Annotated in this window: 18 protein-coding genes; 7 read left to right on the top strand and 11 right to left on the bottom strand. The window is 63.7% G+C overall.

Features of this window, described 5'->3' with window-relative positions; translation table 11 throughout:
• Positions 1–257: 257 nt before the first annotated feature.
• From ABIB44_RS08090 to ABIB44_RS08070, 5 genes are all read right to left on the bottom strand, one after another.
• Positions 258–524, bottom strand: a complete 267-nt coding sequence (locus ABIB44_RS08090) for an acyl carrier protein (protein ID WP_354584133.1) — start codon at positions 522–524, stop codon at positions 258–260.
• Between the two features lie 117 nt (positions 525–641).
• Positions 642–4,082: an efflux RND transporter permease subunit gene (locus ABIB44_RS08085; protein ID WP_354584132.1), complete on the bottom strand. Its 3,441-nt coding sequence runs from the start codon at positions 4,080–4,082 to the stop codon at positions 642–644.
• Between the two features lie 131 nt (positions 4,083–4,213).
• Entirely contained in the window at positions 4,214–5,350 is a 1,137-nt protein-coding gene (locus ABIB44_RS08080; protein ID WP_354584131.1) for an efflux RND transporter periplasmic adaptor subunit, read from the bottom strand.
• 171 nt (positions 5,351–5,521) lie between these two features.
• On the bottom strand, positions 5,522–7,186 hold the full coding sequence (locus ABIB44_RS08075; protein WP_354584130.1) for a TolC family protein: 1,665 nt from the start codon (positions 7,184–7,186) through the stop codon (positions 5,522–5,524).
• Between the two features lie 34 nt (positions 7,187–7,220).
• Positions 7,221–7,835 (bottom strand): TetR/AcrR family transcriptional regulator, encoded by a 615-nt coding sequence (locus tag ABIB44_RS08070; protein WP_354584129.1) that lies wholly within the window; start codon positions 7,833–7,835, stop codon positions 7,221–7,223.
• Between the two features lie 327 nt (positions 7,836–8,162).
• Here ABIB44_RS08070 and ispF point away from each other — a divergent pair, with 327 nt between their 5' ends.
• From ispF to ABIB44_RS08040, 6 genes are all read left to right on the top strand, one after another.
• On the top strand, positions 8,163–8,642 hold the full coding sequence (gene ispF, locus ABIB44_RS08065; protein WP_354584128.1) for a 2-C-methyl-D-erythritol 2,4-cyclodiphosphate synthase: 480 nt from the start codon (positions 8,163–8,165) through the stop codon (positions 8,640–8,642).
• Positions 8,643–8,745: 103 nt separating this feature from the next.
• A complete protein-coding gene (locus ABIB44_RS08060; protein WP_354584127.1) occupies positions 8,746–10,413 on the top strand; it encodes a M28 family peptidase in 1,668 nt (555 codons plus the stop codon).
• A 158-nt stretch (positions 10,414–10,571) separates the two neighbouring features.
• Entirely contained in the window at positions 10,572–12,248 is a 1,677-nt protein-coding gene (locus ABIB44_RS08055) for a M28 family peptidase (protein WP_354584126.1), read from the top strand.
• Positions 12,249–12,254: 6 nt separating this feature from the next.
• The gene (locus ABIB44_RS08050) at positions 12,255–13,643 is read left to right on the top strand and encodes a LutB/LldF family L-lactate oxidation iron-sulfur protein (RefSeq protein ID WP_354584125.1); all 1,389 of its coding nucleotides are present in this window, start codon (positions 12,255–12,257) and stop codon (positions 13,641–13,643) included.
• A 58-nt stretch (positions 13,644–13,701) separates the two neighbouring features.
• Positions 13,702–14,757 carry a hypothetical protein gene (locus ABIB44_RS08045; protein ID WP_354584124.1) on the top strand — a complete coding sequence of 352 codons (1,056 nt, stop codon included), beginning with the start codon at positions 13,702–13,704 and terminating at the stop codon, positions 14,755–14,757.
• A 219-nt stretch (positions 14,758–14,976) separates the two neighbouring features.
• Positions 14,977–16,101, top strand: coding sequence for a redoxin domain-containing protein (locus ABIB44_RS08040; RefSeq protein WP_354584123.1), 1,125 nt, complete (start codon positions 14,977–14,979; stop codon positions 16,099–16,101).
• Between the two features lie 5 nt (positions 16,102–16,106).
• Here ABIB44_RS08040 and sdaAA read toward each other — a convergent pair whose 3' ends face one another.
• The 4 genes from sdaAA to ABIB44_RS08020 form a co-directional block, all read right to left on the bottom strand.
• Positions 16,107–17,015, bottom strand: coding sequence for an L-serine ammonia-lyase, iron-sulfur-dependent, subunit alpha (gene sdaAA, locus ABIB44_RS08035; protein ID WP_354584122.1), 909 nt, complete (start codon positions 17,013–17,015; stop codon positions 16,107–16,109).
• Between the two features lie 106 nt (positions 17,016–17,121).
• Complete coding sequence (locus ABIB44_RS08030; RefSeq protein ID WP_354584121.1) at positions 17,122–18,999, bottom strand: M48 family metallopeptidase; 1,878 nt, start codon at positions 18,997–18,999, stop codon at positions 17,122–17,124.
• Positions 19,000–19,082: 83 nt separating this feature from the next.
• On the bottom strand, positions 19,083–19,541 hold the full coding sequence (gene msrB / locus ABIB44_RS08025) for a peptide-methionine (R)-S-oxide reductase MsrB (RefSeq protein WP_354584120.1): 459 nt from the start codon (positions 19,539–19,541) through the stop codon (positions 19,083–19,085).
• Between the two features lie 102 nt (positions 19,542–19,643).
• Entirely contained in the window at positions 19,644–20,183 is a 540-nt protein-coding gene (locus tag ABIB44_RS08020) for an RBBP9/YdeN family alpha/beta hydrolase (protein ID WP_354584119.1), read from the bottom strand.
• Between the two features lie 36 nt (positions 20,184–20,219).
• On the opposite strand from ABIB44_RS08020, the gene ABIB44_RS08015 reads away from it, so the two are divergent.
• Positions 20,220–21,746, top strand: coding sequence for an NAD(P)H-hydrate dehydratase (locus ABIB44_RS08015; protein WP_354584118.1), 1,527 nt, complete (start codon positions 20,220–20,222; stop codon positions 21,744–21,746).
• Between the two features lie 40 nt (positions 21,747–21,786).
• Here the strand turns inward: ABIB44_RS08015 and ABIB44_RS08010 are convergent, their stop codons facing one another.
• Both ABIB44_RS08010 and ABIB44_RS08005 read right to left on the bottom strand, forming a co-directional pair.
• Complete coding sequence (locus tag ABIB44_RS08010) at positions 21,787–22,671, bottom strand: UbiA prenyltransferase family protein (RefSeq protein WP_354584117.1); 885 nt, start codon at positions 22,669–22,671, stop codon at positions 21,787–21,789.
• Between the two features lie 147 nt (positions 22,672–22,818).
• A complete protein-coding gene (locus ABIB44_RS08005) occupies positions 22,819–23,376 on the bottom strand; it encodes an inorganic diphosphatase (protein WP_354584116.1) in 558 nt (185 codons plus the stop codon).
• Positions 23,377–23,423: the final 47 nt, after the last annotated feature.

Here is a 23,423-nt window from a genome sequence, read left to right as displayed (position 1 = left end):
AAGCTGCAATGGCCCCCGCCGCTGCCAAGCCTTCGCACTTCAACGACCCAGCGGCTACTACGCCGCAGCCCGCCGAAGAATCGGCCAAGCACGCCGGCACCAATAGCGTGGCTGCCAACACCACCGACAGCAGCCGCGAGCCCGGCACCACGGCCACCGATACCGGCGGCAACGTGCGCTAAGCCGTTTGCCTGAACACAAAGAAGCCCTCGCAACAGCTGTTGCGAGGGCTTCTTTGTGGCTAATAGTACCGGTGATTATGCTGCGACAGCGTGGTCGCGCACGAAGCGCACGAAATCGCCCACGGTGTAGAGCGGCACCTCATCGGGAATGGTGATGCTGAAGTTGCGCTCCAGCTCGAGAATAATGTCGACCACGTCGAGGGTTTCGAAGCGCAGGTCGCGGGCGAGGCTGGCAGTTTTGCGCACGCGGCTGGCCCGAATGGCCTTGCGCTTGCTGATAATGCGGAATACCTGCTGCTCGATGGTGGCGGTATGGGCTAGGCTAGTAGTGGATACGTACATAATGAAGCAGTAAAAAAAGATGGTGAGTGAGGTGCGGCAGCGGCGCGGGCCTGGTGCCCGCCGGCGGCAGCTGCTGCAACAGCTGCCGGCCGGCGGACACCGACAACGCCTTAAGCGCTATGCCAGTACCGGCGGCGTAGCCGCCTGTATTTCTTCAGAGTCCACCTCCTCGGAAATGGTTGCAACGTCGTCGGGGTTTTTTCCGGAAATTTTTGCTTTGAGGGTTTCGCTCAGCAGGTACATCACCGGCACGACCAGCAGGGTGATGCCGGTGGCGAACGTGAGGCCGTAGATGATGGTCCAGGCCAGGGGACCCCAGAAGGTGACCGACTCGCCGCCAATGAAGAAGTGCGGGTTGCCGGAGGCGAACAGCTCGTAGAAGTCGATGTTGAGACCGATGGCCAGCGGGATAAGGCCCAGCGTGGCGGCCGTGGCCGTGAGGATAACCGGGTTGAGGCGGGTGCGGCCGGCTAGCACGATGGCCTCGCGCAACGGCATACCCTGCGAACGCAGCATGTCGGTGAACTCGACCAGCAGAATGCCGTTTTTCACTACAATACCGGCCAGGGCGATGATGCCCACGCCCGTCATCACGATGCTCACGTTCTGGCCCGTGATGGCGAGGCCCCAGAACACGCCCGCAATCGAAAACAGCACTTCGGAGAGGATGATGACCGGCTTGCTGAACGAGTTGAACTGCGTAACCAAAATCAGGAAGATGAGGCCCAGGGCCCCGATGCCGGCCAGGGGCAGGAAGTCGGTGGTTTCCTTCTGGCTCTCTTGCGCCCCACCCATGTCGATGGTGTAGCCGGGCGGCGTGGGGAAGGACTTGAGGGCCTTTTGCACGGCGTTGGCCACGTCGGGGCCGGAGTAGCCGTTGAGCACGTTGGAAGAAACGGTGATGACGCGGTGCGTGTCTTTGCGCTTGATACCGCCGTAGGTGGAGCCGTAGGTAACGTCGGCCACCGACGAGATGGGCACCTGGCGCACGGCCCCCGTAGCGTCGCGGAAGGTGAGCGGGGCATTTACCACGGCGTCCACGTCGGAGCGGTAGGGCTCGGCGTAGCGCACCTGGATGGGGTACTCGTCGTCGACGGTTTTGAATTTGCTGGCCTCGGTGCCGTAGATGGCCGTGCGTACTTCCAGGCCAATCTGGCCGGTGCTGATGCCCTCGCGGTTGGCGCGGGTGCGGTCGATGTTGACGGCGATTTCGGGGTTGCGGTCCTGCAGGTTGGAGCGCAGGGCCTCGACGCCGCTAATGTGCAGCGAATCGACGTAACGGGTCACGCGCTTCGAGAGGGCAGCCAGCGTGGGGTAGTCGTCGCCGGCTATTTCGATGGCAATGGGCTTGGCCTGGGGCGGGCCGCTGGCTTCCTGGTCGACCGAGATTTCGGCCCCCGGAATGCCCTTCACCACTTCCCGTATTTTATCCATGTAGACACTGGTTTTCGGGCCCTTGCGCTCGCTGAGCTCCTTGAAAGCCACGGCTACTTTGCCCATTTGCGACTGCGACGTGCCCGAGTTCGACGAGGCATCGCCGGGGTCGTTGGCACCGATGGCCACGTTGGTAATCACCGATTCCACGTCGGGGTTATCGCGCCCGATGACGCCGTAGATGCGGTCTTCGAGAACGTGGGTAATCGAGTCCGTGACGGCCACGCGGGTGCCCACGGGCATGTTCAGGTAGGTGTAGATGAACTTAGGGTCGCCCTTGGGGAAGAAGTCGACGTGCGGCTTGCGGATGCCCACGGCCACGAACGAGCCGATGAACAGCACCAGCACGCCCACCATCACCAGCGCCGGGTGGCCGATGGACCAGCGCACGAGGTTGGCATAGCCGTTTTGAAACTTGGGCAGGGCGCGGGTCTGGAACCAGCCAATCATGCGCACGAACACGAACTTATCGAGGAAGCAGAACAGGATGAGCGTGATGGCCAGGTTGCCCACGAAGGTGGAATGCGCCACGTAGCCGATAATGGCAACGACCAGCAGCACGCCCATCGCAATCAGAAAATTGCGCGTCAGCTTGGGACGGCGGTGCATATCCTCCTCGAAATGCTCCTCGCGCTCCATGAAGCTCACGGCAAATACCGGGTTCATGATGAAGGCTACGATGAGCGAGGCCATGAGCGTGATAATGAGCGTGACCGGCAGGTAGAACATGAATGAGCCCACGATGCCCGGCCAGAACATGAGCGGCACGAACGGCGCGACCGTGGTGAGCGTGCCGGCCAGTACCGGAACAAATACCTCACCGGCGGCAAATTTGGCGGCTTTCGGGGTGGTCAGGTTGGGGTGCTCGTGCAGCAGGCGGTGGGTGTTTTCGATGACCACGATGGCGTCATCGACCACGATGCCCAGGGCCAGCAGGAAGGCAAAGAGCACAATGGTGTTCAGGGTGAAGCCGAAGATGGGGATGACCAGGAAGGCCAGGAACATCGAAATCGGCACGGACAGGCCCACGAACAGCGCGTTGGTGGTGCCCATGAAGAACATCAGAATCAGGGTTACCAGCAGGAAGCCGATGACGATGGTGTTGAGCAGGTCGTGCAGCGTCACGCGGGTATCGTTCGAGGTGTCGCCAGTCACGGTGATGTTCAGGTCCTTAGGCAGGTTAGCTTTCGAATCCTTGATGATGGCCTTGATTTTATCAGAGGCGTCGAGCAGGTTTTCGCCGGCGCGCTTCACCACGTTCAGCGTGATGGCGGGCTTGCCGTCGAGGCGGGCGTAGCTTTCGCGGTCCTTGAAGCCGTCCGTCACGGTGGCGATGTCGCCGAGGCGCACCGGCGCGCCGTTCAGGTTCTTCACCTGGATGTCGGCAATGTCGCCGGCCCGCACGTACTGGCCGGCCACGCGCACGGCGCGCTTCTGCCCGCCCACGTCGATGCTGCCGCCCGAGACGGTCACGTTTTCCGCACCGATGGCGCGGGAAATATCGGTGAAGCTCAGGCGCGAGGCGCGCAGCTTGTTCAGGTCCACGTCCACGTTCACCTGCTGGTCGAGGGCACCCACAATGTCGACGCGGGTGATTTCGGGCAGGGCCTCAATCTTGTCCTGGAAGTCGTCGGCGAACTTTTTGAGCTGGGCGGTGGGCAGGTTGCCGCTCAGGTTCACGAACATGATGGGCTGCTCGGAGATGTTGATTTCCTTCACCGTGGGGTCGGCGGGCAGGTCGTTGGGCAGCTCGGCGCGGGCCTTGTCCACGGCATCTTTGATGAGTTGCTTGGCCTCGGGCACCTTCACGCTGGAGTTGAACTCCACGTCGACGATGCAATAGTCCTGGTTCGAGGTGGAGTTGATGTGCTTCACCCCGTTGATGCCCTTGATTTCCTTTTCGAGCTGGCGGGTCACCAGGTTTTCAATGTCCGTCGGCGACGTGCCGGGGTACACCGTGGCCACGATGATGCGCGGAATCACGATGTCGGGGAATTTCTCCTTGCCCAGCTTGATGTAGGCAAAAATGCCCATCACGCACAGAATCACCGTGATGATGTAAATGCTGGTTTTGTTATTGATGGACCAACTGGTCGGGCCAAATTCTTTCTCTATATCCTGCATAGATGTAGGGGCGGGTTGCACCCGCCCGTTTTGTGGCATGGAATGGTAATGGGCATTCTGGTAATGGGCCGTTCAACCACAGTCAGCGAAGCCAACGGTACCGTTCAACGGAGGGCGGCTGCAAGCCGCCCCTACACCTTTTGCACGGCCACTTTTTGGCCTTCGTTCAGGTTTTGGTAGCCGCCCGAAATAATCTGGTCGGCAGCGGTGAGGCCGCTGGTTACTTCCACTTTACCGTTGTAAGTGTTGCCGGTTTTGATGATGCGCTTCTTGGCCACGGCTTTGCCGGCCTCCTGGGCCACCACGTACACGTAGCTGTTCTCTTCGTCGTGCTGCACGAGGTCGACCGGAATAACGGTGGCGTTGGCCTGGGCGTAGTTCTGGATGCGCACCGTGGCCACCATGTTGGGGCGCAGGTCGGCGGCTTTGGGGTTTTTCAGACGCAGCTCTACCGTGAAGGTGCGGCTGGTGGCGTTGATGCTGCGGCTGACCACGCGCACGGTGGCGGGCAGCTCTTTGTCGCCCAGGTCGGGAATGGTGACTACGGCGTTGTCGCCGGCCTTGATGCTGTTGCCGTAGGCTTCCGACACATCGGCCAGGATTTTGCCACCCGTGCCGCTATTCAGGCGCACCACCGGCGCGCCGGGCGCGGTGATTTCCCCCAGCTTGGGCAGCACCTCATCCACAGTCCCGCTAAACGGGGCCACCACGCTGTACAGGGCGCGCTGCTGGTTGAGCGTGGCCAGGTTGCGCTGCAGGGCCTGGTAGTTGTTCTTGGCCGTGAGGTACTGGATTTCGGTACCAATCTGCTGGTCCCAGAGGCTCTTCTGCTTCTGGTACACGATGCGGGCCAGGTCCAGGCGGGTGCGCAGCTCGGCGGCGCTGGCATCCAGAATGCTGGCATCCACGGTGGCCAGCACCTGGCCCTTGCTCACGCGGTCGCCCCGCTGCACGCGGATGCTGGTGAGCGAGCCGGCGGCGCGGCTGCCCACGGTGGCATTCTGGTCGAAATCGACGCGGCCCTGCACTTCGAGGTAGCTCTTGAAGCTCTCGGGCTTGGCGTTCATCACCGATACGGGCGTGGCGGCGGCCACCACCGGGCCGCCGGTTTTTGCTTCGAGCTCGGCAATTTTGGCCTGGTTGGCGGCCTGCTCGCTCTTCAGCTTTTCGAGCTGGGCTTTGGGGTCTTTGCTGTCGCCACCGCAGGAAGCGAGCAGCAAGGTGCCGGCGAGAAACAGCGCGGCGGGTTGGGTTGAGGAGAAACGCATGGGTAAGCGGGGTATTGTCGAAGTTTTAGTAGGGAGTTGAGAGCCACTAGTCAGTCCGTCATGCTGAGCGAAGCGGAGCGGAGTCGAAGCATCTCTACCGCAGTAGTAACTGATATGCTTGCGCGGTAGAGATGCTTCGGCAAGCTCAGCATGACGTTCTCGTTGGACGTTCTATTTTTTGACCTGATTAAACAGCTCGCCGGTCGCTTTGTCCCGGTCCACCTTTGCCACCAGCACATCGTAAATCGCACCGTAGTAATTAGTCTGGGCCGAGCGCAAATCCGTCTCAGCCGTAATCACCTCCAGGTTGGAGCCCACGCCGGCGTTGAACTTGATGCGCGTGACGCGGGCCACATCGGTGGCCAAGGCTAGGTTGGCCTGCTGGTTGTCCAGCACGTCCAGCGCGTTCACCAGCGTGGTGCGGCTCTGGGCATCCTGCAGGTCAATGCTCTGCTTCAGCGTCTCAAAACCACGCTCGATGGTTTGCTGCTGAATACGCGTCTGCTGCACCAGGTATTTGCGGCGGAAGCCGTCGAACACCGGCACCTGCAGGCTCAGGCCCACGTTGCCAAACCCGAACCAGTTCTGGTTGGAAAAGCCCGCCGAGTTACGTGAGGTCGGCCCGCGGAAAGCGAACAGCTCGCTGCCCGTTTTGGCCGAGCCCGTGAAACCGTAAGCGCCCGTGAGCACGAGGCGCGGGTACGCGCCGGCCTGACGGTTGCGCAGGTCCAGCCCGGCCAGGGCCTGCTGGGTTTCCAGGGTCGAGAATTCGATGCGGTTATTGTAGTTGATGGCCCCGCGCGCCGCAACCGACTGGCCACCGGACAGCGCATTCTGCTGGTCGAGGCGGTTTTGCGCGGCGGTATTGTCGCCACCGGGCGCTACCGGGGCGGTGGGCACGCTGCCCAGGCCGTCCACGCCACCGCCATTGGCCATGCTGGCCGCGCCGAGGCGCTGACGCAGCGCGCCGGCATCGACCACGGCCGCGCCGAGCGAGTCGGTGAGCTGCACACGCTGCGCCTGCGGCAGGCCCATCTGAAATTTGAGCAGACCCACGCTCAGCTCCGTTAGGCGCTGGGCTTTCTGCTGCTCTACCACCAGGTTGTTGCGCTGCACGCGCAGGCGGTCCACGTCGAGCTTCTCGGCGAAACCAGCCTTAAAAATCTTCTGGGTCTGGTAGAGTACCGTGTCGAGGCGCTGCACATTGCGGGCCAGCAGGCTCAGGCGCGAGCGGGCCACCAGGGTGCTGTAGTAGGCCTTGCTCACCTGCTCCACCACGTCGATTTCGGCCTGCTGGGTTTGCTTCTTGGCCAATTCGGTGTACACCTTGGCCGCCTTCAAACCAATCAGATAGGAGCCATCGAACAGCAGCTGCGACACCGAGGCGCTGGCATTGCCGGCGTACTGCAGGCCGAAGGCGAACGGCTGCGGCGGCAGGGCCAACTGCTGGGTGCCCAACACCTGCTGCTGCCCGCCCTGGGCCGCAGTCAGGTCGCTTTGCGTGAGCACCGTTTGCGAGAGCGGGAAGCTCACCAGGCTCTTTTGCAGCTTAAAGTTGTCGGATACCGTGCTGCCGATGTTCACCTGCGGAAAGCCGGCGCTTTTGATTTCGCCGACTTTGGCGGCCGCCGTGGCCTCGCCCAGGCGGGTGGCCAGCAGCGACGACTTGTTCTGCACGGCGTAGCTGATGGCCTGTTGCAGGCTCAGGGGCATGGTACCCGTGGTGGGCGGCGCGGCCGGCAGCGCCTGGGGTGAGGTTTGGGCAAGCAGCGCCTGCGGCACGGCCGCGCTCAGGGCGGCCACCAGCAGGAATCTGGTTCGAAACAGCGTGTTCATAAAAACAGCAAAAAGGAAAACGGGTAAGCGAAGACTATTCTTCTTCGATGACGTGCCGGTACTGGTTGATGAGCTTGTGGCCCTTGAGGGTAGCCACGCCCAGCATAAAGTGCTCTAGCAGAGCCACCGAAACGCGCTCGTTGGCGAACTCGCGGGGCGGAAACAGGTCAGGGTCGAACTGCAGCTCAATCTGGGCGAGGCGCAGGCGGGCCAGCACGTCCACGTCGAGGTCGGCCCGGAACAGGCCTTCGGTGATGCCCCGGCGCAGGTTCACGACGATTTGGGTGAGGATGAACTCGTTTTTGTGGGCCTGCCAGAGCTGCCAGGTGCCGGCGTGAAACTTCTTCAGGTCGTAGAAAATGCTGGGGTGCACGTTGCCAAACTCCTGCTTAATCCAAGTCAGCATCTGAAACAGCTCGTCGATGGCCGAGGTCGCGTCCTCTATCATCGATTTGCATTCGTGCTGGGTGCTGTCGAGGTGGCGGCTCATGGAAGCTTCCACAATCTGGTCCTTGTTCTCGAACCATTTGTAGAGGGTCTTTTTCGACATGGCCAAGTCGGCGGCGATGTCGTCCATGCTCACGCTTTTGATGCCGTTGCGCATGAAAAGCTGCTGGGCGTGGTTCAGGATTCGGTCTTTGATTTCCATAACTAACGCTGCAAAGATACAACGGAAACTTTTATCGTGCTCAAAGTTTCCATTTTATTTTGCCGTTCCCGCTGTGGACAGGCACTTTTCGCCTCTACCTGACGCACACCAACCGAAAATACTTTACCAGCCCCCGGAAAAAAGTGAGCTGCCGACAGCACATTCAACTAATTTAAGTAGCATTACAAAGCTAATAAATTTAGTTGAATTGTATTCAATAATCGAATTATTAATTTGTGAATAGGTCCGCTTGGGCCAAACGGCCGAAGAACTTGCCGTCGGGTACTTTTGCGTTGGCCGCACCGGCCTCCCCTTATTTTGCCCTCTATGAAAATCCGGACCGGCTTTGGCTACGACGTTCACCAATTGCAGGAAGGCCTGCCCTTCTGGCTCGGCGGCCTGGTAGTACCGCACACCCATGGTGCCCTCGGCCACTCCGATGCCGACGTGCTCATCCACGTTATCTGCGATGCGCTGCTGGGTGCCGCCAACCTGCGCGACATCGGCTTTCACTTCCCCGACACCGACCCGCAGTACAAGGGCATCGACTCGAAAAAGCTGCTCGCCGGCGTGGTGCGCCTGCTGCGCGAGCGCGGCTACGAGGTGGGCAACATCGACTCGACCATTTGCCTGGAGCGCCCTAAAATCAACCCTCACATTCCGGAAATGCAGCGCGTGCTGGCTGCCGTGATGGGCATTGCCGAAGAGGACATTTCCATCAAAGCAACCACCACCGAAAAATTGGGTTTTGTGGGCCGGCAGGAAGGCGTAGCCGCCTACGCCAGCGTGCTGATTGTAAAGCCGTAGCCCGCCCGCCGGGTGTCATTCTATCACGCCTTGTTTTCATCAATTAGTCTAAGCCAATCCAAATCAACGGCGGGCGGGTGCAACCCGCCCCTACTTTTCAAAAATGAACAAAACCCCTCTCCTGCTGGCCTTTCTCGCGTTGGCCAGCGCTGTCCCGGCCCACGCCCAGGGCAAGGTTAAAGTAAAATCCAAGAGCGCGGCCGGCAAACCCGCCACTAAAATCAAAACCACCACCGGCAAAGCCGCCGGCAACGACTGGAGCGTAAAATACGCCGACCAGGTAACCGCCGAGCGCCTGCGCACCCACCTAGCGGTGCTGGCTTCGGATGAGTACGAGGGCCGCGAAACCGGCCAGAAAGGCCAGCACATGGCGGCCGATTACGTGGCCAAACAGTTTAAAACCGCCGGCCTGACGGGCCCGGTTACCACCGGCACCGACCCCTACCAGCAGCATTTCGACGTGGAGCAGGTGACCTGGGCCGAGGGCAACACCCTGAAAGTGGGCAGCACCAGCTACGATTGGCTCACGGATTTCTACGGCCTCGGCGACTCGCCTTTTGGCCAGGAAACCAGCGTGAAGCCGGTGTTTGTGGGCTACGGCATCGAGCAGGACGGCTACTCCGACTACGCGGGCGTGGACGTGAAGGGCAAGGATATTCTGGTGCTGCTGGGCGAGCCCACCGGCGACGGCGGCAAAGCCCTGCTCAGCGCCGATGGCGCGCCCACGAAATGGGGAACGGACTACCGCGGCAAAGCCCAGCTGGCCACACAGAAGGGAGCCCGCACGGTGTTTTTCGTGAGCTTCAACCCGACCAGCAACTTCGCCAAGCAAACGGGGCGCATAGCCTCGTACATCGCGCGGCCCTCGATGGTGATGGTGGGCAACGACAAGCCGAGCCGGGTGCCGTCGTTCTTTATTTCGCCGGCCGTGGGACTGGCCGTGCTGGGCACCACCGATGCGGCCATGCAGGCCTACCTGGGCAAAATAAACTCGACCAAGCAGCCGGTGGCGGCCACCTTCACGGTGGTGCCCATGCTGATTAAGGCCGAGCGCAAGCGCGAAAAGCTGGATACTCAGAACGTGCTCGGCTTCATCGAGGGTACGGATAAGAAGGCGGATGTTATCGTGATTTCGGCCCACCACGACCACCTCGGCAAGCACGACGGGCAGATATTCAACGGGGCCGATGACGACGGCTCGGGCACATCGGCCATCATCACGATGGCCGAGGCGTTTGCCAGGGCCAAGAAGGAAGGCCACGGGCCGCGCCGCAGCCTGCTGTTTCTGAGCGTGACGGGCGAGGAAAAGGGCCTGTTCGGCTCGGAATATTATTCGAAGCACCCCATTTTTCCGCTGGCCAGCACCGAGCTCGACCTGAATGTGGACATGATTGGCCGCACCGACGTAGAACACGAGGGCAAGCCCGACTACGTGTACGTTATCGGCTCCGACAAGCTGGCTTCGCAGCTGAAGGTGATTCTGGAAGCGGAGAACAAGCAGTACGGCCCCATCGACCTCGACTACCGTTTCGACGACCCCAACGACCCCAACCGCTTCTACTACCGCTCCGACCACTACAACTTCGCGGTAAACAAGGTGCCGGTGGCCTTTTTCTTCAACGGCGTGCACGCTGATTACCACCAGCAGAGCGACGAAATCGAGAAAATTGAGTTTGCCAAGATGGAGAAGCGGGCCCGGCTGGTATTTCATACCGCCTGGGAGCTGGCCAACCGCGACGGACGCATCGTGGTTGACTCAAACAAGCCGTAAACGGAGCGTCGTTTGCTTCGTTGAACGTCATGCTGAGCGTTGCCGAAGCATCTCTCCCGCGCAAGTAATTCATTTACTATGGCGGGAGAGATGCTTCGGCTGCGCTCAGCATGACGTTCATTTTTAGTCGTTTTCTATACCCTTCGCGGCCCTTTTCCATGCTGAAACCCCTCGTGCTGGCGGCCCTGCTGCTGGCCGGCGCTCTACCCGCCGCCGCCCAGAACGCTCCTACCAAAATCAAAGTCAAAACCAAGGGCGGAGCCGGACCAACGGCGGCACCGGACCTGTCGCAGACCTACGCCGCCCTCATCCAGCCCGCCGACCTGCGCGCGAACCTGACCGTGGTCGCATCGGATGCGTTTCGGGGCCGCGAGACGGGCCAGCCGGGGCAGAAGCTGGCGGCGGATTACCTGGTGCAGCAGTTTGCCGAAATTGGCCTGCAAGGGCCAGTTACGGGCAGCGACAATCCGTATTTGCAGCACTTTCAGCTGGGCCACAGCACGTACGCGCCGGGCGGCTACCTCCAGGTGAATAACCGGCGCTACGACTACCTCAACGAGTGGTTCAGTTACGGGCCGATGCCTTCGCCTTTCCTCACCGAAACGGCCTTGCAGCCGGTTTTTGCGGGCTTTGGGGTGGAGCAGGGCGCGTATTCGGACTACGCGGGGCTCGATGTGAAGGGCCGCGACGTGGTGGTAATCATGGGGGAGCCGCAGGACGAGCGCGGCCGCAAGCTGCTGAAGCCCCTGGGCCGCAAGGCCGACTATTGGGACTCGGGCCTGCGCAAGGCGGCGCTGGCCAAGGCCCACGGGGCCCGCAGCATTTTCCTGATGACGTTTGCCCCGGCCGATGCTTTCCGGAAGCAGACGACCGAGTTGGGCGAGTCGCTGCGCGAGCCGGCGTTTTCACTGCCCGACCCCGGTCCGGAAATCATCGACACGGTGGCCGAGAATATTCCGCCGGGCATTGGCGTGTACTTCACCTCGCAGGATTTGGGGCTGGCCCTGGCCGGCACCACCCTGAACGGGCTAATTGACTACGTGCGCGCCCTGGGCCGCGCCGGGCGGCCGGTGCCGGCGGGTTTTCAGGCCCCAATGGCCACGGTCTTTCTGCCGCAAAACCAACAGCCGCTTACGACTGAAAACGTGCTGGGCTTGCTGGAAGGCAGCGACAAAAAGGACGAGGTGCTGGTGGTTTCGGCCCATTACGACCACCTGGGCGTGAAGCACGACACGATTTATAACGGGGCCGACGACGACGGTTCGGGCACGGTGGGCGTGTTGGCGCTGGCCCGGGCATTTACCCAGGCGAAGAAGGATGGCCACGGCCCCCGCCGCAGCATCCTGTTCGTGCTGATGACGGGGGAGGAAGAAGGCCTGTTCGGCTCGGAATATTACACGGCGCACCCGGTACTGCCGCTGGCCAGCACCATCGCCGACCTCAACATCGACATGGTGGGCCGCACCGACCGCAAGCACAGCGCCAAGCGGCATTTTGTGTGCCTCGTGGGGTCGGATAAGCTGTCGTCGGAGCTGCACGCCATCAGCGAGGCAGCCAACCGCGACTATACCCACCTGGAGCTCGACTACCGCTACAACGTGCCCGGCGAGCCCGAGCACATTTACTACCGCTCGGACCACTACAACTTCGCGCGTCGGAAAATCCCGGTCATCTTCTACACCACCGGCGAGCACGCCGACTACCACCGCGCCACCGACGACGTGGAGAAGATTGAATTCGATAAATTAGCAGAACGTGCCCAACTCGTGTTCCACACGGCCTGGGTGCTGGCCAACCGCGAGCAGCGCATCGTGGTTGACTCCAATAAGCCCTGACCTGCCATGACCACCGCCACCAAAGCCGCCCAGTTTCAGCTCGACGCCGAAACCAAAGCCTTCGACCGCGAGCACCGCCGCAAAATCCGCTTCAACATCGGCAAGTACGACGTGGCCGTGAGCGCCGGCCTCAAGCTCTACGACGAGCACGAGCTGGCCCGCGACCGCGGGGCCTACCTCAAAGCCACTGTGCTGGAGAAGCTCGACGAGTACCTGCTGCAGTTCGAGGCGGCCTTCACGGCGCGGGGCGGGCGCGTGGTTTGGGCGCGCGACGCGGCCGAGGCCTTGGCCGAAATCGGCCGGCTGACCAAGGCCCTCAACACCAAAACGGTGGTGAAGGCCAAGAGCATGACCACCGAGGAAATTCACCTCAACCAGTACCTCGCCACCCAGGGAATCGAGTCGGTAGAGACGGACCTGGGCGAGTACATCGTGCAGCTGAACGGCGAGCGCCCCTACCACATCGTGACGCCCGCCATGCACCTGAGCAAGGCCGACATCAACGACATTTTTGTGAAGCACCTGGGCACCGAAAGCACCGACGACGCCCAACAGCTCGTGCTCACGGCCCGCCACCTGCTGCGCGGCAAATACACTGCCGCCGAAGTGGGAGTGACCGGCGGCAACTTCCTCGTGGCCAAAGAAGGAGCCGTGGCCGTGACCGAGAACGAAGGCAACGCTCGCCTCTCGGCGACGTTCCCGAAGCTGCATATTGCGGTGGTGGGCATTGAGAAAGTCATTCCGCAGCTGACGGATTTGGACCTGTTCTGGCCCCTGCTCAGCACCAGCGGCACGGGGCAGCAGGTGACGGTGTACAACACGGTGTACTTCGGCCCGCGCCAGCCCGGCGAGCCGGATGGACCGGAGGAGATGGTCGTGATTCTACTCGATAACGGCCGCACCAACCTGCTGGCCCAACCCGACAAGCGCGCCGCCCTGCGCTGCATCCGCTGCGGGGCCTGCCTGAACGTGTGCCCGGTGTACAAGAACATCGGCGGCCACACCTACGAAACCACGTATTCCGGCCCCATCGGCTCGGTCATCAGCCCGCACCTTTCGGGCCTGCCCGAGCACAAGCACCTGAGCTACGCCAGTAGCCTGTGCGGGGCCTGCACCACGGTATGCCCCGTGCGCATTCCGCTGCACAGCCTGCTGCTGCTCAACCGCAAGCAGAGCGTAGAGGAAGGCTACGCGCCCACCGAGGAACGCGCCGCCATTGGCCTGTGGCGCTGGAGCATGCAGCACCGCTGGGTGCTCGACCTGCTGCCCGTGAAGCTGAAGGACTGGAGCCTGGGCCAGCTGCTGGGCCAGGTGGGCTGGAGCAAGCGCCGGGCGAGCCTGCACATCGGCGGGCCCTCGTTCCGGCAGCTGTGGCAGGCCCGGCAGCAGCACTAGGCGGCCGGCTGGTTCGGCGGTTTGCGGGTGGCGTGCGTATCAGGCATTTTCCCTGACCATGCACCCGTACCTGCTGCTGGCCCTGCGCATCGTTACCGGCCTGGGCGGGATGGTGTTGGTTATTACCACTCTGTCGGCAGCCATTCGTTCGTTTGTACTGCCCCGCAACGAAGTGGTGCGCATGAACGTGTGGGCCTTCCTAGCCATCCGCAAGGTGTTTGATGGCGCGGCGCGGCTGGCCAACTCCTACGAGCGGCGCGATAAAATAATGGCCCACTACGCGCCAGTGGCGTTGGTGGCGCTGCCCGTATTCTGGGAAGCGCTCGTGAGCCTGGGCTACACCTGCCTGTACTGGGCGCTGGGCGAAGGAAACTGGCGCCACTGCTTCGAGCTTAGCGGCAGCTCGCTGCTCACACTGGGCAACGCGCGCACCCACCAGTTGCCCATCAGTATACTCAGCTACTCGGAGGCCACCCTCGGGCTGCTGCTGCTCACGCTGCTCATCTCCTACCTGCCCACCATCTACCAGGCATTTTCGCGGCGGGAGGTGACGGTGGCCCTGCTGGAGCTGCGGGCCGGCACGCCCCCCACGGCCGCCTGCCTGCTGGCCTGGCTCAACCACGACGGCTCGGTGCAGAACGACGACCAGCAATGGGCCGAGTGGGAGCGCTGGTTTGTCGAGATTGAGGAAAGCCATACTTCGCTGCCCGTTCTCTCATTTTTTCGGTCGCCGCAGCCGGGCCGCTCCTGGGTGAGTTCGGGAGAGCTGATTCTGGACACCGCCGCCCTGCTCTTCGCCGCCGTCGATGGTCCTCAGCCGCGCCAGGCGCAGCTTACCTTCAAGGCCGGCTGCCTGGCCCTGAACCGGGTGTACCGCTTTTTCGATACGAAGGCCCGCGCCGAGCCCACCAACGTACAGTCCGAAGACGAGAAAGCCGAATCCGGCCGCCTCGAATTCGACCAGGCCTGCCAGCTGCTGGCCGATAAAGGCCTGAGAATTTACGAAGACCGGGCCGCGGCTTGGCAGCAATACCGCGAGCTGCGCGGCCGCTACGCCGGAGCCGTGCAGTTTTTGAGCCGCCTGCTAATGGCCCCGCGCACGGCCACTACTTAGCCGGAATACCCCGGCGGGCAGCCGCGACGGCCAGCACGTAACCGGCCCGCGGCACGCCTCTTTCGACGCTTGCGCAGGCCGCCGCCACCGGCTACGCCTTTCGCTTTGGGGCCGCGCCAATAATCCGGGCCGGGTAGCGTTAGTGCTGGAATCCGAGAGACTAGAAGCCAGTGCCCGGCTCTACTTTTCGGGAGCTGTTTCTTCCAAAACCCTACCGCTATGCTTAGGCAACTACCTGCCCTCCTGCTGCTTATTCCCAGCCTGGCGGCGGCCCAAGCGTCTTCGCCGTTCGCGGTGAAAGGCCGGATTGGCCAGCTCAACGCACCGGCTAAAGTGTATCTGGTACGCGACTTTGAGGTGCTGGATTCGGCTACGCTCCGGAACGGGACTTTTGAGATGAATGGCCGCACCGAAATGCCCGGCCGGGCGCAGCTGGTGCTCGTGCGTAACGGCCGCCGGCCCGACCTGCGACAGCTGCCGGGCAACAAACTGCAGTTCTTTCTGGAACCCGGCCCGGTAGTGGTGGCGGGCTCCGACTCGCTCCCCCTGGCCAAGATGACGGGCGGGCCGCTAACCCGCGATTACCTACGCCTGGATGCCGCGCTGCAACCGGCCATCAGTCGAATGAAGGCCTCGGGGAACGAATACCAGCGTGCTACCGAAGCGCAACGCAAAGAGCCGGCTTTCGCCGAGCGCATGCAGCAGCAGTTTAAATCGACGAACAAGGAAATGCACCAGCAGCAAGCCGCCTTTGTGAAGGCGAACCCGGCCTCTTGGGTGAGCCTGGACGCGCTGCAGACGATGCAGTTTATGCAGACACCCCAGTACGCCATCGAAGGCCGGCTATATGAAGCCCTGAGCCTGGAGCTGAAGGCCAGCAGGCCGGGCCGCTTCTACGGTGAAATGGTGCAGGGGCTGAAAAAAGTGCGTATTGGTGCCGTAGCCCCGGCCTTCACCCAGCCCACGCCGGAGGGCCGGCAGGTGGCGCTGGCCGGCTACCGGGGCCGGTACGTGCTGGTCGATTTCTGGGCCAGCTGGTGCAAGCCCTGCCGGGAAGAAAACCCCACCCTGCTCAAAGCATACAACGCCTTCAAAAGCCGCAACTTCGACGTGCTGAGTGTGTCGATTGACGACAACCGCGACAAGTGGCTGAAAGCCATTGCCGATAAGCACCTGCCCTGGACGCAGGTTTCCGACCTGCACGGCGACGGGGGCGAGGTAGCCCGTCTCTACGGGATACATTCCATTCCGCAGAATTTCCTACTCGACCCGCAGGGCAAAATCCTCGCCGTGAACCTGCACGGAACCGAGTTGGAAGCCGCGCTGGCCCGCTTCGTCAAGTAGCCAGGCTACATTTCGTCCGCTTCGTCGGGCAGGATATTCACGTCCTGCACCAGCACCATCCGCTCGATTTCCTTGCCGCGCTTGGTGGCGGCCAGGCCGCCGAGGGCGGTTTCTTTGTAGCGGGTTTCCATGGCCTGGCCTACTTCGCCGAGGGCCGCCACGCACTGGTCGACCGGAATCACGGGGTCGATGCCGGCGATGGCAATTTGAGCCGACGAGAAGGCAATAGCCGCCGCCGAGGCATTGCGCACCACGCAGGGCACCTCCACGAGGCCAGCCACCGGGTCGCACACCAGCCCCAGCATGCACTGGATGGTGACGGCTACGGCGGCAAACACCTGCTCGACGGGCCCGCCCAGGCAGTACACGATGGCCCCGCTGCCCATGGCGGCGGCCGAGCCGGTTTCGGCCTGGCAGCCGCCCACGGCCCCGGCCAGCGAGGCATTCTGCTCGATGATGAGGGCAATGCCGGCCGCCACGAGCAGGCCCTCCAGAATCTGGCGGTCGCTCAGCTGGTGGATGTCCTGGATGGTGACGAGCACGCCGGGCAGAATGCCCGAGGCCCCGGCCGTGGGCGCGGCCACCACGCGGCCCATGCAGGAGTTCACCTCCTTGGCCCCCAAAGCGCGGGTGATGAGCTGCTTGAACTCGGGAGAGAGGACGGTGACGGGCGAGGCGGCAATTTTCTTGGCCCCGTTGTTTATCATGCCCGAGCGCGAGGTCATGTCGCCGGTCAGGCCCTCGTGCACGGCGTCGCGCATTACGTCGTAGGCGCGTTGCAGGCCGGACCATATTTCATCTTCGGTGCGGCCCTTCTGCTCAATTTCGTAGGTGAGCACGGGCTGGTAGAGGGGCTCGCCGGTTTGGGCGCAGTGCGCGCCCCAGGAGGCAAAATCATTAAATAGCAAAGACATGGCGGGTGGGATTGAGGCGGGTGTAGGCTCTAAACGCAAAGCCCCGCCCGAAGGTGTCTTCGGCCGGGGCGCAAAGCTACGCGGCGGGGGGCGCGGGGGGAAAGTGCTAGCCGGCCACCGAGGAGTAAAGCAGCGTTTCGGGGTGGCGGCGCACGGGCGCATCGAGCCAGTCGGTGGCCCGGGTGAGGGGAATGATGAAGCCCTGGCCGGGCATCTTCACCGCTTCCACCACCCTGTTTATCAGCAATGTGCTGGTGTTTTCGACTACGCTGCGACCCGACTTATGCTCGACGACCAGCACGTAGAGCGGGTGCTCGACAAACTGCGTGAGCTCTTTGCGCAGCAGCCAGGCACGTTTGATTTGGTTGCCGAAAGTAGCCAGGCTCGTGCGCAGGCCGGCCAGTTCCTCCTCGCCCAAGCCGTGGGGCAGGAAATTATCGGTCCGGCTGATGCTAGTGCGTTCGGCCTCAGCGGCATCGCTGCGGTCGGCGTGGCGCAGGGTTTCGGCCTGTAGGCGGCGGGCGGCTTCTTTGTCGCCGCGCCGCTGGAAGTAGGCCTGCTGCAGCACCAGGCCCGTGGCGCGGGCAGCGGGCAGGCGCGCCATCACCTCCTCAAGCAGGGGCAGGCCGGCGGCATCGTCTTGCGTCGTCAGGATACGGCCGACGGCAAACTTGGCCGCGAGCCCATTATCCACGTCGTCGAAAAGGCTGCGGAACAGCGGCAGGGCCTCGGCTGCGCTCGCATGGTCTTCGGTGAGGTCAGCGTACTCCCAGGCTTCGGCGGGGGACAGTGTTGCGCTGGTTTCGTGGCGGGCAGCCAACTCGCGCAAGCGCTTCTGCTGCGTGCTGAGCAGCCGGTGGCGCTCGTGCCACCAGGCGGAGCGCTCGGCGGCCCAGGTGGCGTCGAGGTCGGCGGCCAGGGCCGGCAGATGAGCACCAAACCAGCTTTCCGCCGCCGTAATCGCCGGCGACACGGGAACTTCGGCCACCTGGCCCAGCGCCGCCAGCCGCTCGGGCAGCGTAGGGTGGGTGTCGAACGGGTCGGGGTCGGCGGCCAGGGCGGTGGTGAGCAGCGCGGTTTCGGCCGCGTAGTCGAGGCGGGCACTTTTGGCCACCGGCAGCAGGCGGCTGATGGCATCGGACGGCGGGGCAGGCAGGGCCACCAGATTGGTGGTGAGCACGTCCCAATGCAGCTTGTCGAGGGCCGAGTCGCGCACGACCAGCGCGCACAGCGCTTGCGCCAATGCTTGTGGGCTGGTTACGCGCCCGGCGGCGGCATCGGCTTCAAACTCATCGGCCCGCCGCATGGGGTGCGACCAGGCATTGAAGCGCGGCACGTACCAGTTGGCAAACTTACTGAGCCAGGTACCGGCCCCGTGGCTTTCGAGCTGGCCCAGTAGCTGGCCCCACGACTGACTCACGCGATATACCCAGGCGCTGAATTTGCCGTGCCCGCCGCGCAGGTGGCCCAGCTCGTGCGCTACCACGGCGGCGGCTTGCTCAGGGCTCAGGGCCTGGAGCAGCGGCAGGCCCACCATCAGGTAGTTGCGGGGCCAGCCCAATACCCCCAGACGCGGCAGCTGCACGATGGCAGCGTTGAAATCGGTGGTGAGCAGCACGCGGTGCACCGGCGGGGCAGCCATCGCCCGCGACTGCTCCCGCAGCTCGGCAAACAGCGGCGCGGCCTCGGCCGGCGTGAGCGCGCGGCCCTGGGGCGGGTCGAACTGCACCCACAGCGAGCGGATGATTTTCCAGGCAAAAAAGCCTACCAGCAGGCCCACTTTTAGCAGCACCACCACCGCCGTGCCAAAGGCCAGCAGCGCCAGCACACCCAGCAGGGTACCCACCGTGCCCAGCAGCAGCAGCAGAATAAAGCCGTAGCCCAGCAGCGCCCAGCCCCGCACCCGCCAGCGGTAGGCCTGCGGGTTGGCCTGCGCCAATGGATGAAGGTGTTCGAGGCGGGCAACGAAAGCTTCGCGGGTCATCGGGGTAGCAACGAAAAGGGCCTGACTGGCGATATGCCAATCAGGCCCTAAGCTACGGCGAGCAAGGCATTTGCCCGAGCTCTTTAGGCCGGCTGGCCTTCGCCCTGTACCAGCTTGATGCTGGCCGAGTTGATGCACAGGCGCAGGCCGCTGGGCGCGGGGCCGTCGGGAAATACGTGGCCCTGGTGGGCATCGCACACGTTGCAGAGCACTTCCACGCGGGTCATGCCGTAGCTGGTGTCCTTGTGGTAGCGAATGGCGCTTTCATCAACCGGCGCGGTGAAAGAGGGCCAGCCGGTGCCCGACTCGAACTTGGTGCGCGAGTCGTAGAGCGGGGTGCCGCAGCACACGCAGGCGTAAAGGCCGGCTTCGTGGGCCTCGCAGTACTCGCCGGTGAAGGCCCGCTCGGTGCCGTGCTCGCGGGTGACGTGGAACTGCTCGGCCGTGAGCTGAGCGCGCCACTCAGCGGGCGTTTTCTCGACGCGGCGCGGCGAGGGGGTGGGGTGGTTGGCAAGGCGGATAACGTCGTTCCAGGTTTGCATATCAGCGGGGATTGTTGAGGAAAAGGGGCAGCAATAAGGTAAACGCGGCCGGGGCCGGGAGGTTTTCGGCCGCCCCGGGCAGACGCTGCAGCCGCCCCTTCCTTACACCAGCGACTCCAGCAGTGCCAGCCCGGCCGGCCAGTCGCCGTAGCCGCTGGCCGTGTTGATGTGGCCGGCCACGCCAATATCCACCAGCTCGCTGCCCCAGGCTTCGGCAAACTGCCGGGCGCGGGCGGGCGTCGCCCATTCATCGTTCTGGCTGAACACGACTTTGCTCGGGAAGGGCAGCCGGGCCAGCGGCATGGGGGCGAAGCCAGTGGTGGGAAAGGCGGCGTAGCGGGCCGTTTCGACATCGCTGGGCGCTACCAGCAGCGCACCTTTGATGCGGTGGCCGTACTTGCCGGCCCAGTGCGCGATGGTGGCACAGCCCAGGCTGTGGGCTACCAGCACCACCTGGCTCAGGTCTTCGCCATCGAGGGCATCTTCGAGCCGCTCGACCCACTCGGCGCGGTCGGGCACGTCCCACTCGCGCTGCTCGATGCGCGTAAAATCCGGCTGCGTGCGCTCAAAATACGTTTGCCAATGGTCGGGGCCCGAGCTGCCGAGGCCGGGCACGATGAAGACGCGGGTGGTTTCTTGCATACCCAAAAGTAGCCTGCTAATTCTTTTCCAAGTGCGATGAAAATCCTGTCCGCCGCCCAAACCCGCCAGCTCGACCAGGCCACCATCCAGGAGCAGCACCTGCTGTCGGTGGAGCTGATGGAGCGCGCCGCCACGGCCTTCGTGCGGTGGTTCACCAGCCGCTACACGCCCGCCGAAGCCGGTGAAATCCTGCTGCTCTGCGGCCCGGGCAACAACGGGGGCGACGGCCTCGCGGCGGCACGCCTGCTGCGGCGCGCCGGCTACCACCCGCGCGTGGCCCTGCTGCCCGCCGACAAGCAGTCGGATGACTGGCAGCACAACCGCCGGCTCCTGCCCCACGCGGTGCCCGTGGCCGAAATCAACCCGGCCCACCTACCGCCTATTGGGCCCAACACGTTGGTGATTGACGCCCTGTTCGGTACCGGTCTGAGCCGGCCGCTGACCGGCCTGGCGGCTCAAGTGGTGCTGCACCTCAACCAAGCCCAGGCCCGCGTGGTGGCCCTCGACCTGCCCAGCGGCCTCTTCGCCGATGCGCCCCAACCCGCCGACAGCGCCGTGGTGCGGGCCCGGTACACCGTGGGCTTTGGCCTGCCCAAGCTGGCTTTTCTGCTGCCGCAGAATGCGGGTTTTGTGGGCGAGTGGCAGGTGGAGGACATTGGCCTGAGCGAGAAATTTATTGCCGACACTGCCACACCCTGGCACTACACCGACGCGGCGGCCGTGGCCAACCAGCTGCCGGCGCGCCCCAAATTCAGCCACAAGGGCACCTTTGGGCACGCGCTGCTACTGGCTGGCAGCTGGGGAAAAATGGGGGCGGCCGTGCTCGCGGCGGGGGCCTGCCTGCGCGGCGGCGTGGGCTTGCTCACGGCCCACATCCCGGGTTGCGGCTACGACATCTTCCAAATCAGCCAGCCCGAGGCCATGTGCCTGACGGATGCGCAGGCCGACTTCATCAGCGAACTGCCGGCGCTGCAGCCCTACCAGGCGGTGGGCATCGGCCCGGGCCTGGGGCAAGAGGCGGGCAGCCTCGCCGTGCTGCGCCAGCTGCTGGAAGCGGCCACTAAGCCCCTGGGCAAAACCGGCCAGCCCCTGCCCCTCGTTATCGACGCCGACGCGCTGAACCTCCTCGGCCGCCACCGCGCGCTGCTGAAGCGGCTGCCCGAAAACACCGTGCTCACCCCCCATCCCAAGGAATTCGAGCGCCTCACCGGCCCGGCCCGCGACGACTACCACCGCCTGGAGCTGCTGCGCGACTTCGCCACCCACCACCGCTGCCTGGTGGTATTGAAAGGTGCTTACACCTGCCTGGCCACGCCCACCGGCGAGTTGCACTTCAACAGCACCGGCAACGCCGGCATGGCCACCGGCGGCAGCGGCGACGTACTCACGGGCCTGCTGCTGGCCCTGCGCGCCCACGCCCAGCTCCCCGCATTTGAAGCGGTGCGGCTGGGCGTGTACGCCCACGGCCGGGCTGGCGATTTGGCCGCCGCGCAAACCGGCCAGGCCGGACTGGTGGCCGGGGATATCGTGCGGCACATTGGCCCGGCGCTGGCGGAGGTGTAGCACCTGGTTTGGTCGTACAACGCTAGATGAATTAATTGCCCTACTTCCCGATGAGGTACAGCACGGCCGGCACCAGCAGCACGCCATCGGCCAGCAGGGCATAGAAATAGTCGGAGCGCCGCTCCTCAGCCAGCAGAATAACGGCGGCCGCCGCCAGGCCCGTGAGCCCCAGCCCCAGCGGCGGTGCGCCGCGCTCGAAGCCCAGCAGCATGGCCCCCGCCAGGAAGCCCAGCGCCACAGCCCGGGCTCCGCCCACGCCCAGCACCACCGGAAACGTGCGGGTGCCGGCCGCCCGGTCGCGGCTCAGGTCGCGGATGTCGAACACGATGGTGATGGCCAGCACCAGGCAAAAACGCTGGCCCAGCAGCTCCAGCGCCTCGGCTAGCGGGCGGTGCTGAGCCAGCGCGGGCAGTCCCACCGTGATGGCCGACCACACGCCCGCAATCAGAAAGCCCTTGAGGAGCGGCACTTCGCGCAGGGCCCGGCGCTGCCCCTGCCAGCGCACCAGCGGCCACGAGTACACCAGCGCCAGCAGCGTGAGGGGCAGCAGCGCCGACAGGTAGCGCCACCAGCCATCGGCCAGAAAAAAGTACCCCGCCACCAGGGCCGCCACGCCGGCCAGCCCCGCCAGCACCCGGCGGTGCCGCTGCTGCCAGGCCTTGCGCCCCGAGCCGGCTGCCGGCTGCCGGTGCTTGAAGGGCAGCACCGCATCGAGGTTGTAGACCATGAGCGTGGCGGCAAACACCAGCGCCACTACCCGGCCGTTCACGCCGCCATCGGCCGCCGGCCAGCGCCGGAACGAGGCTGCCGTTTGGGCGGCCGCCGCGCCGGCCAGCCACACGCTGCTGAATAGCACGGCGTCGAGGACGCGCTGCCACCAGCGGCGGCCGGCCCCGGGGATAGCGACGGAAAGGGAAGAATCCACGCGGCGAAGGTAGAAGGCAGGGGCCGTTGGGGGCCTAAAAAAAGCACCCCGAAATCTTCCTACGGGCCGGCAGAACGAAATCGGGTGAATCGTTCTGCCGGCCCGTAGGAAGATTTCGGGGTGCTCGGAGCTACCGGGAGCGGCGGCCTACACTTTGCGGTCGCCGAAAGTCTCTTCGTAGAGCTTGATGCTGGCATCGATGATGCGGTAGGCATCTTCCTTGCCCAAAAATTGCTCCACTACTACGTGCTTGTTGTGCTCCAGGGCCTTATAGTCCTCGAAGAAGCGCTGCATTTCGAGCAGCGTGTGCGGCGGCAGGTCGCTGATGTCGTTGTAGTGGTTGACGGAAATGTCGTGGGCGGCCACGGCGATGATTTTATCGTCCTCCTCGTCCTGGTCCACCATCTGCATCACACCGATGACTTTGGCCTCCACGAGGCACATGGGCACGATATCGACCGAGCAGAGCACCAGAATATCGAGCGGGTCGTTATCGTCGCAATACGTACGCGGGATGAAGCCGTAGGCTGCCGGATAGTGCACGGCCGAGAACAGCACGCGGTCGAGTTTCAGCAGGCCGCTCTCTTTGTCGAGCTCGTATTTGCCCTTGCTGCCCTTCGGAATTTCGATGATAGACTGAACGACAGTCGGGGTTTCGTCGCCGCGCGACACGTCGTGCCAGGGATTGAAATGGGTATTGGCCATGGGTTGATGCGCCCGGCTCGTGCCGGGCGATTGGTAAAGCAAACGAT

Source organism: Hymenobacter sp. UYCo722 (assembly GCF_040547115.1).
In the GTDB taxonomy this organism is placed as follows: Bacteria; Bacteroidota; Bacteroidia; order Cytophagales; family Hymenobacteraceae; genus Hymenobacter.
The sequence above is the reverse complement of the archived record's forward strand: the minus strand, read 5'-3'. Positions and strand labels throughout refer to the sequence as shown.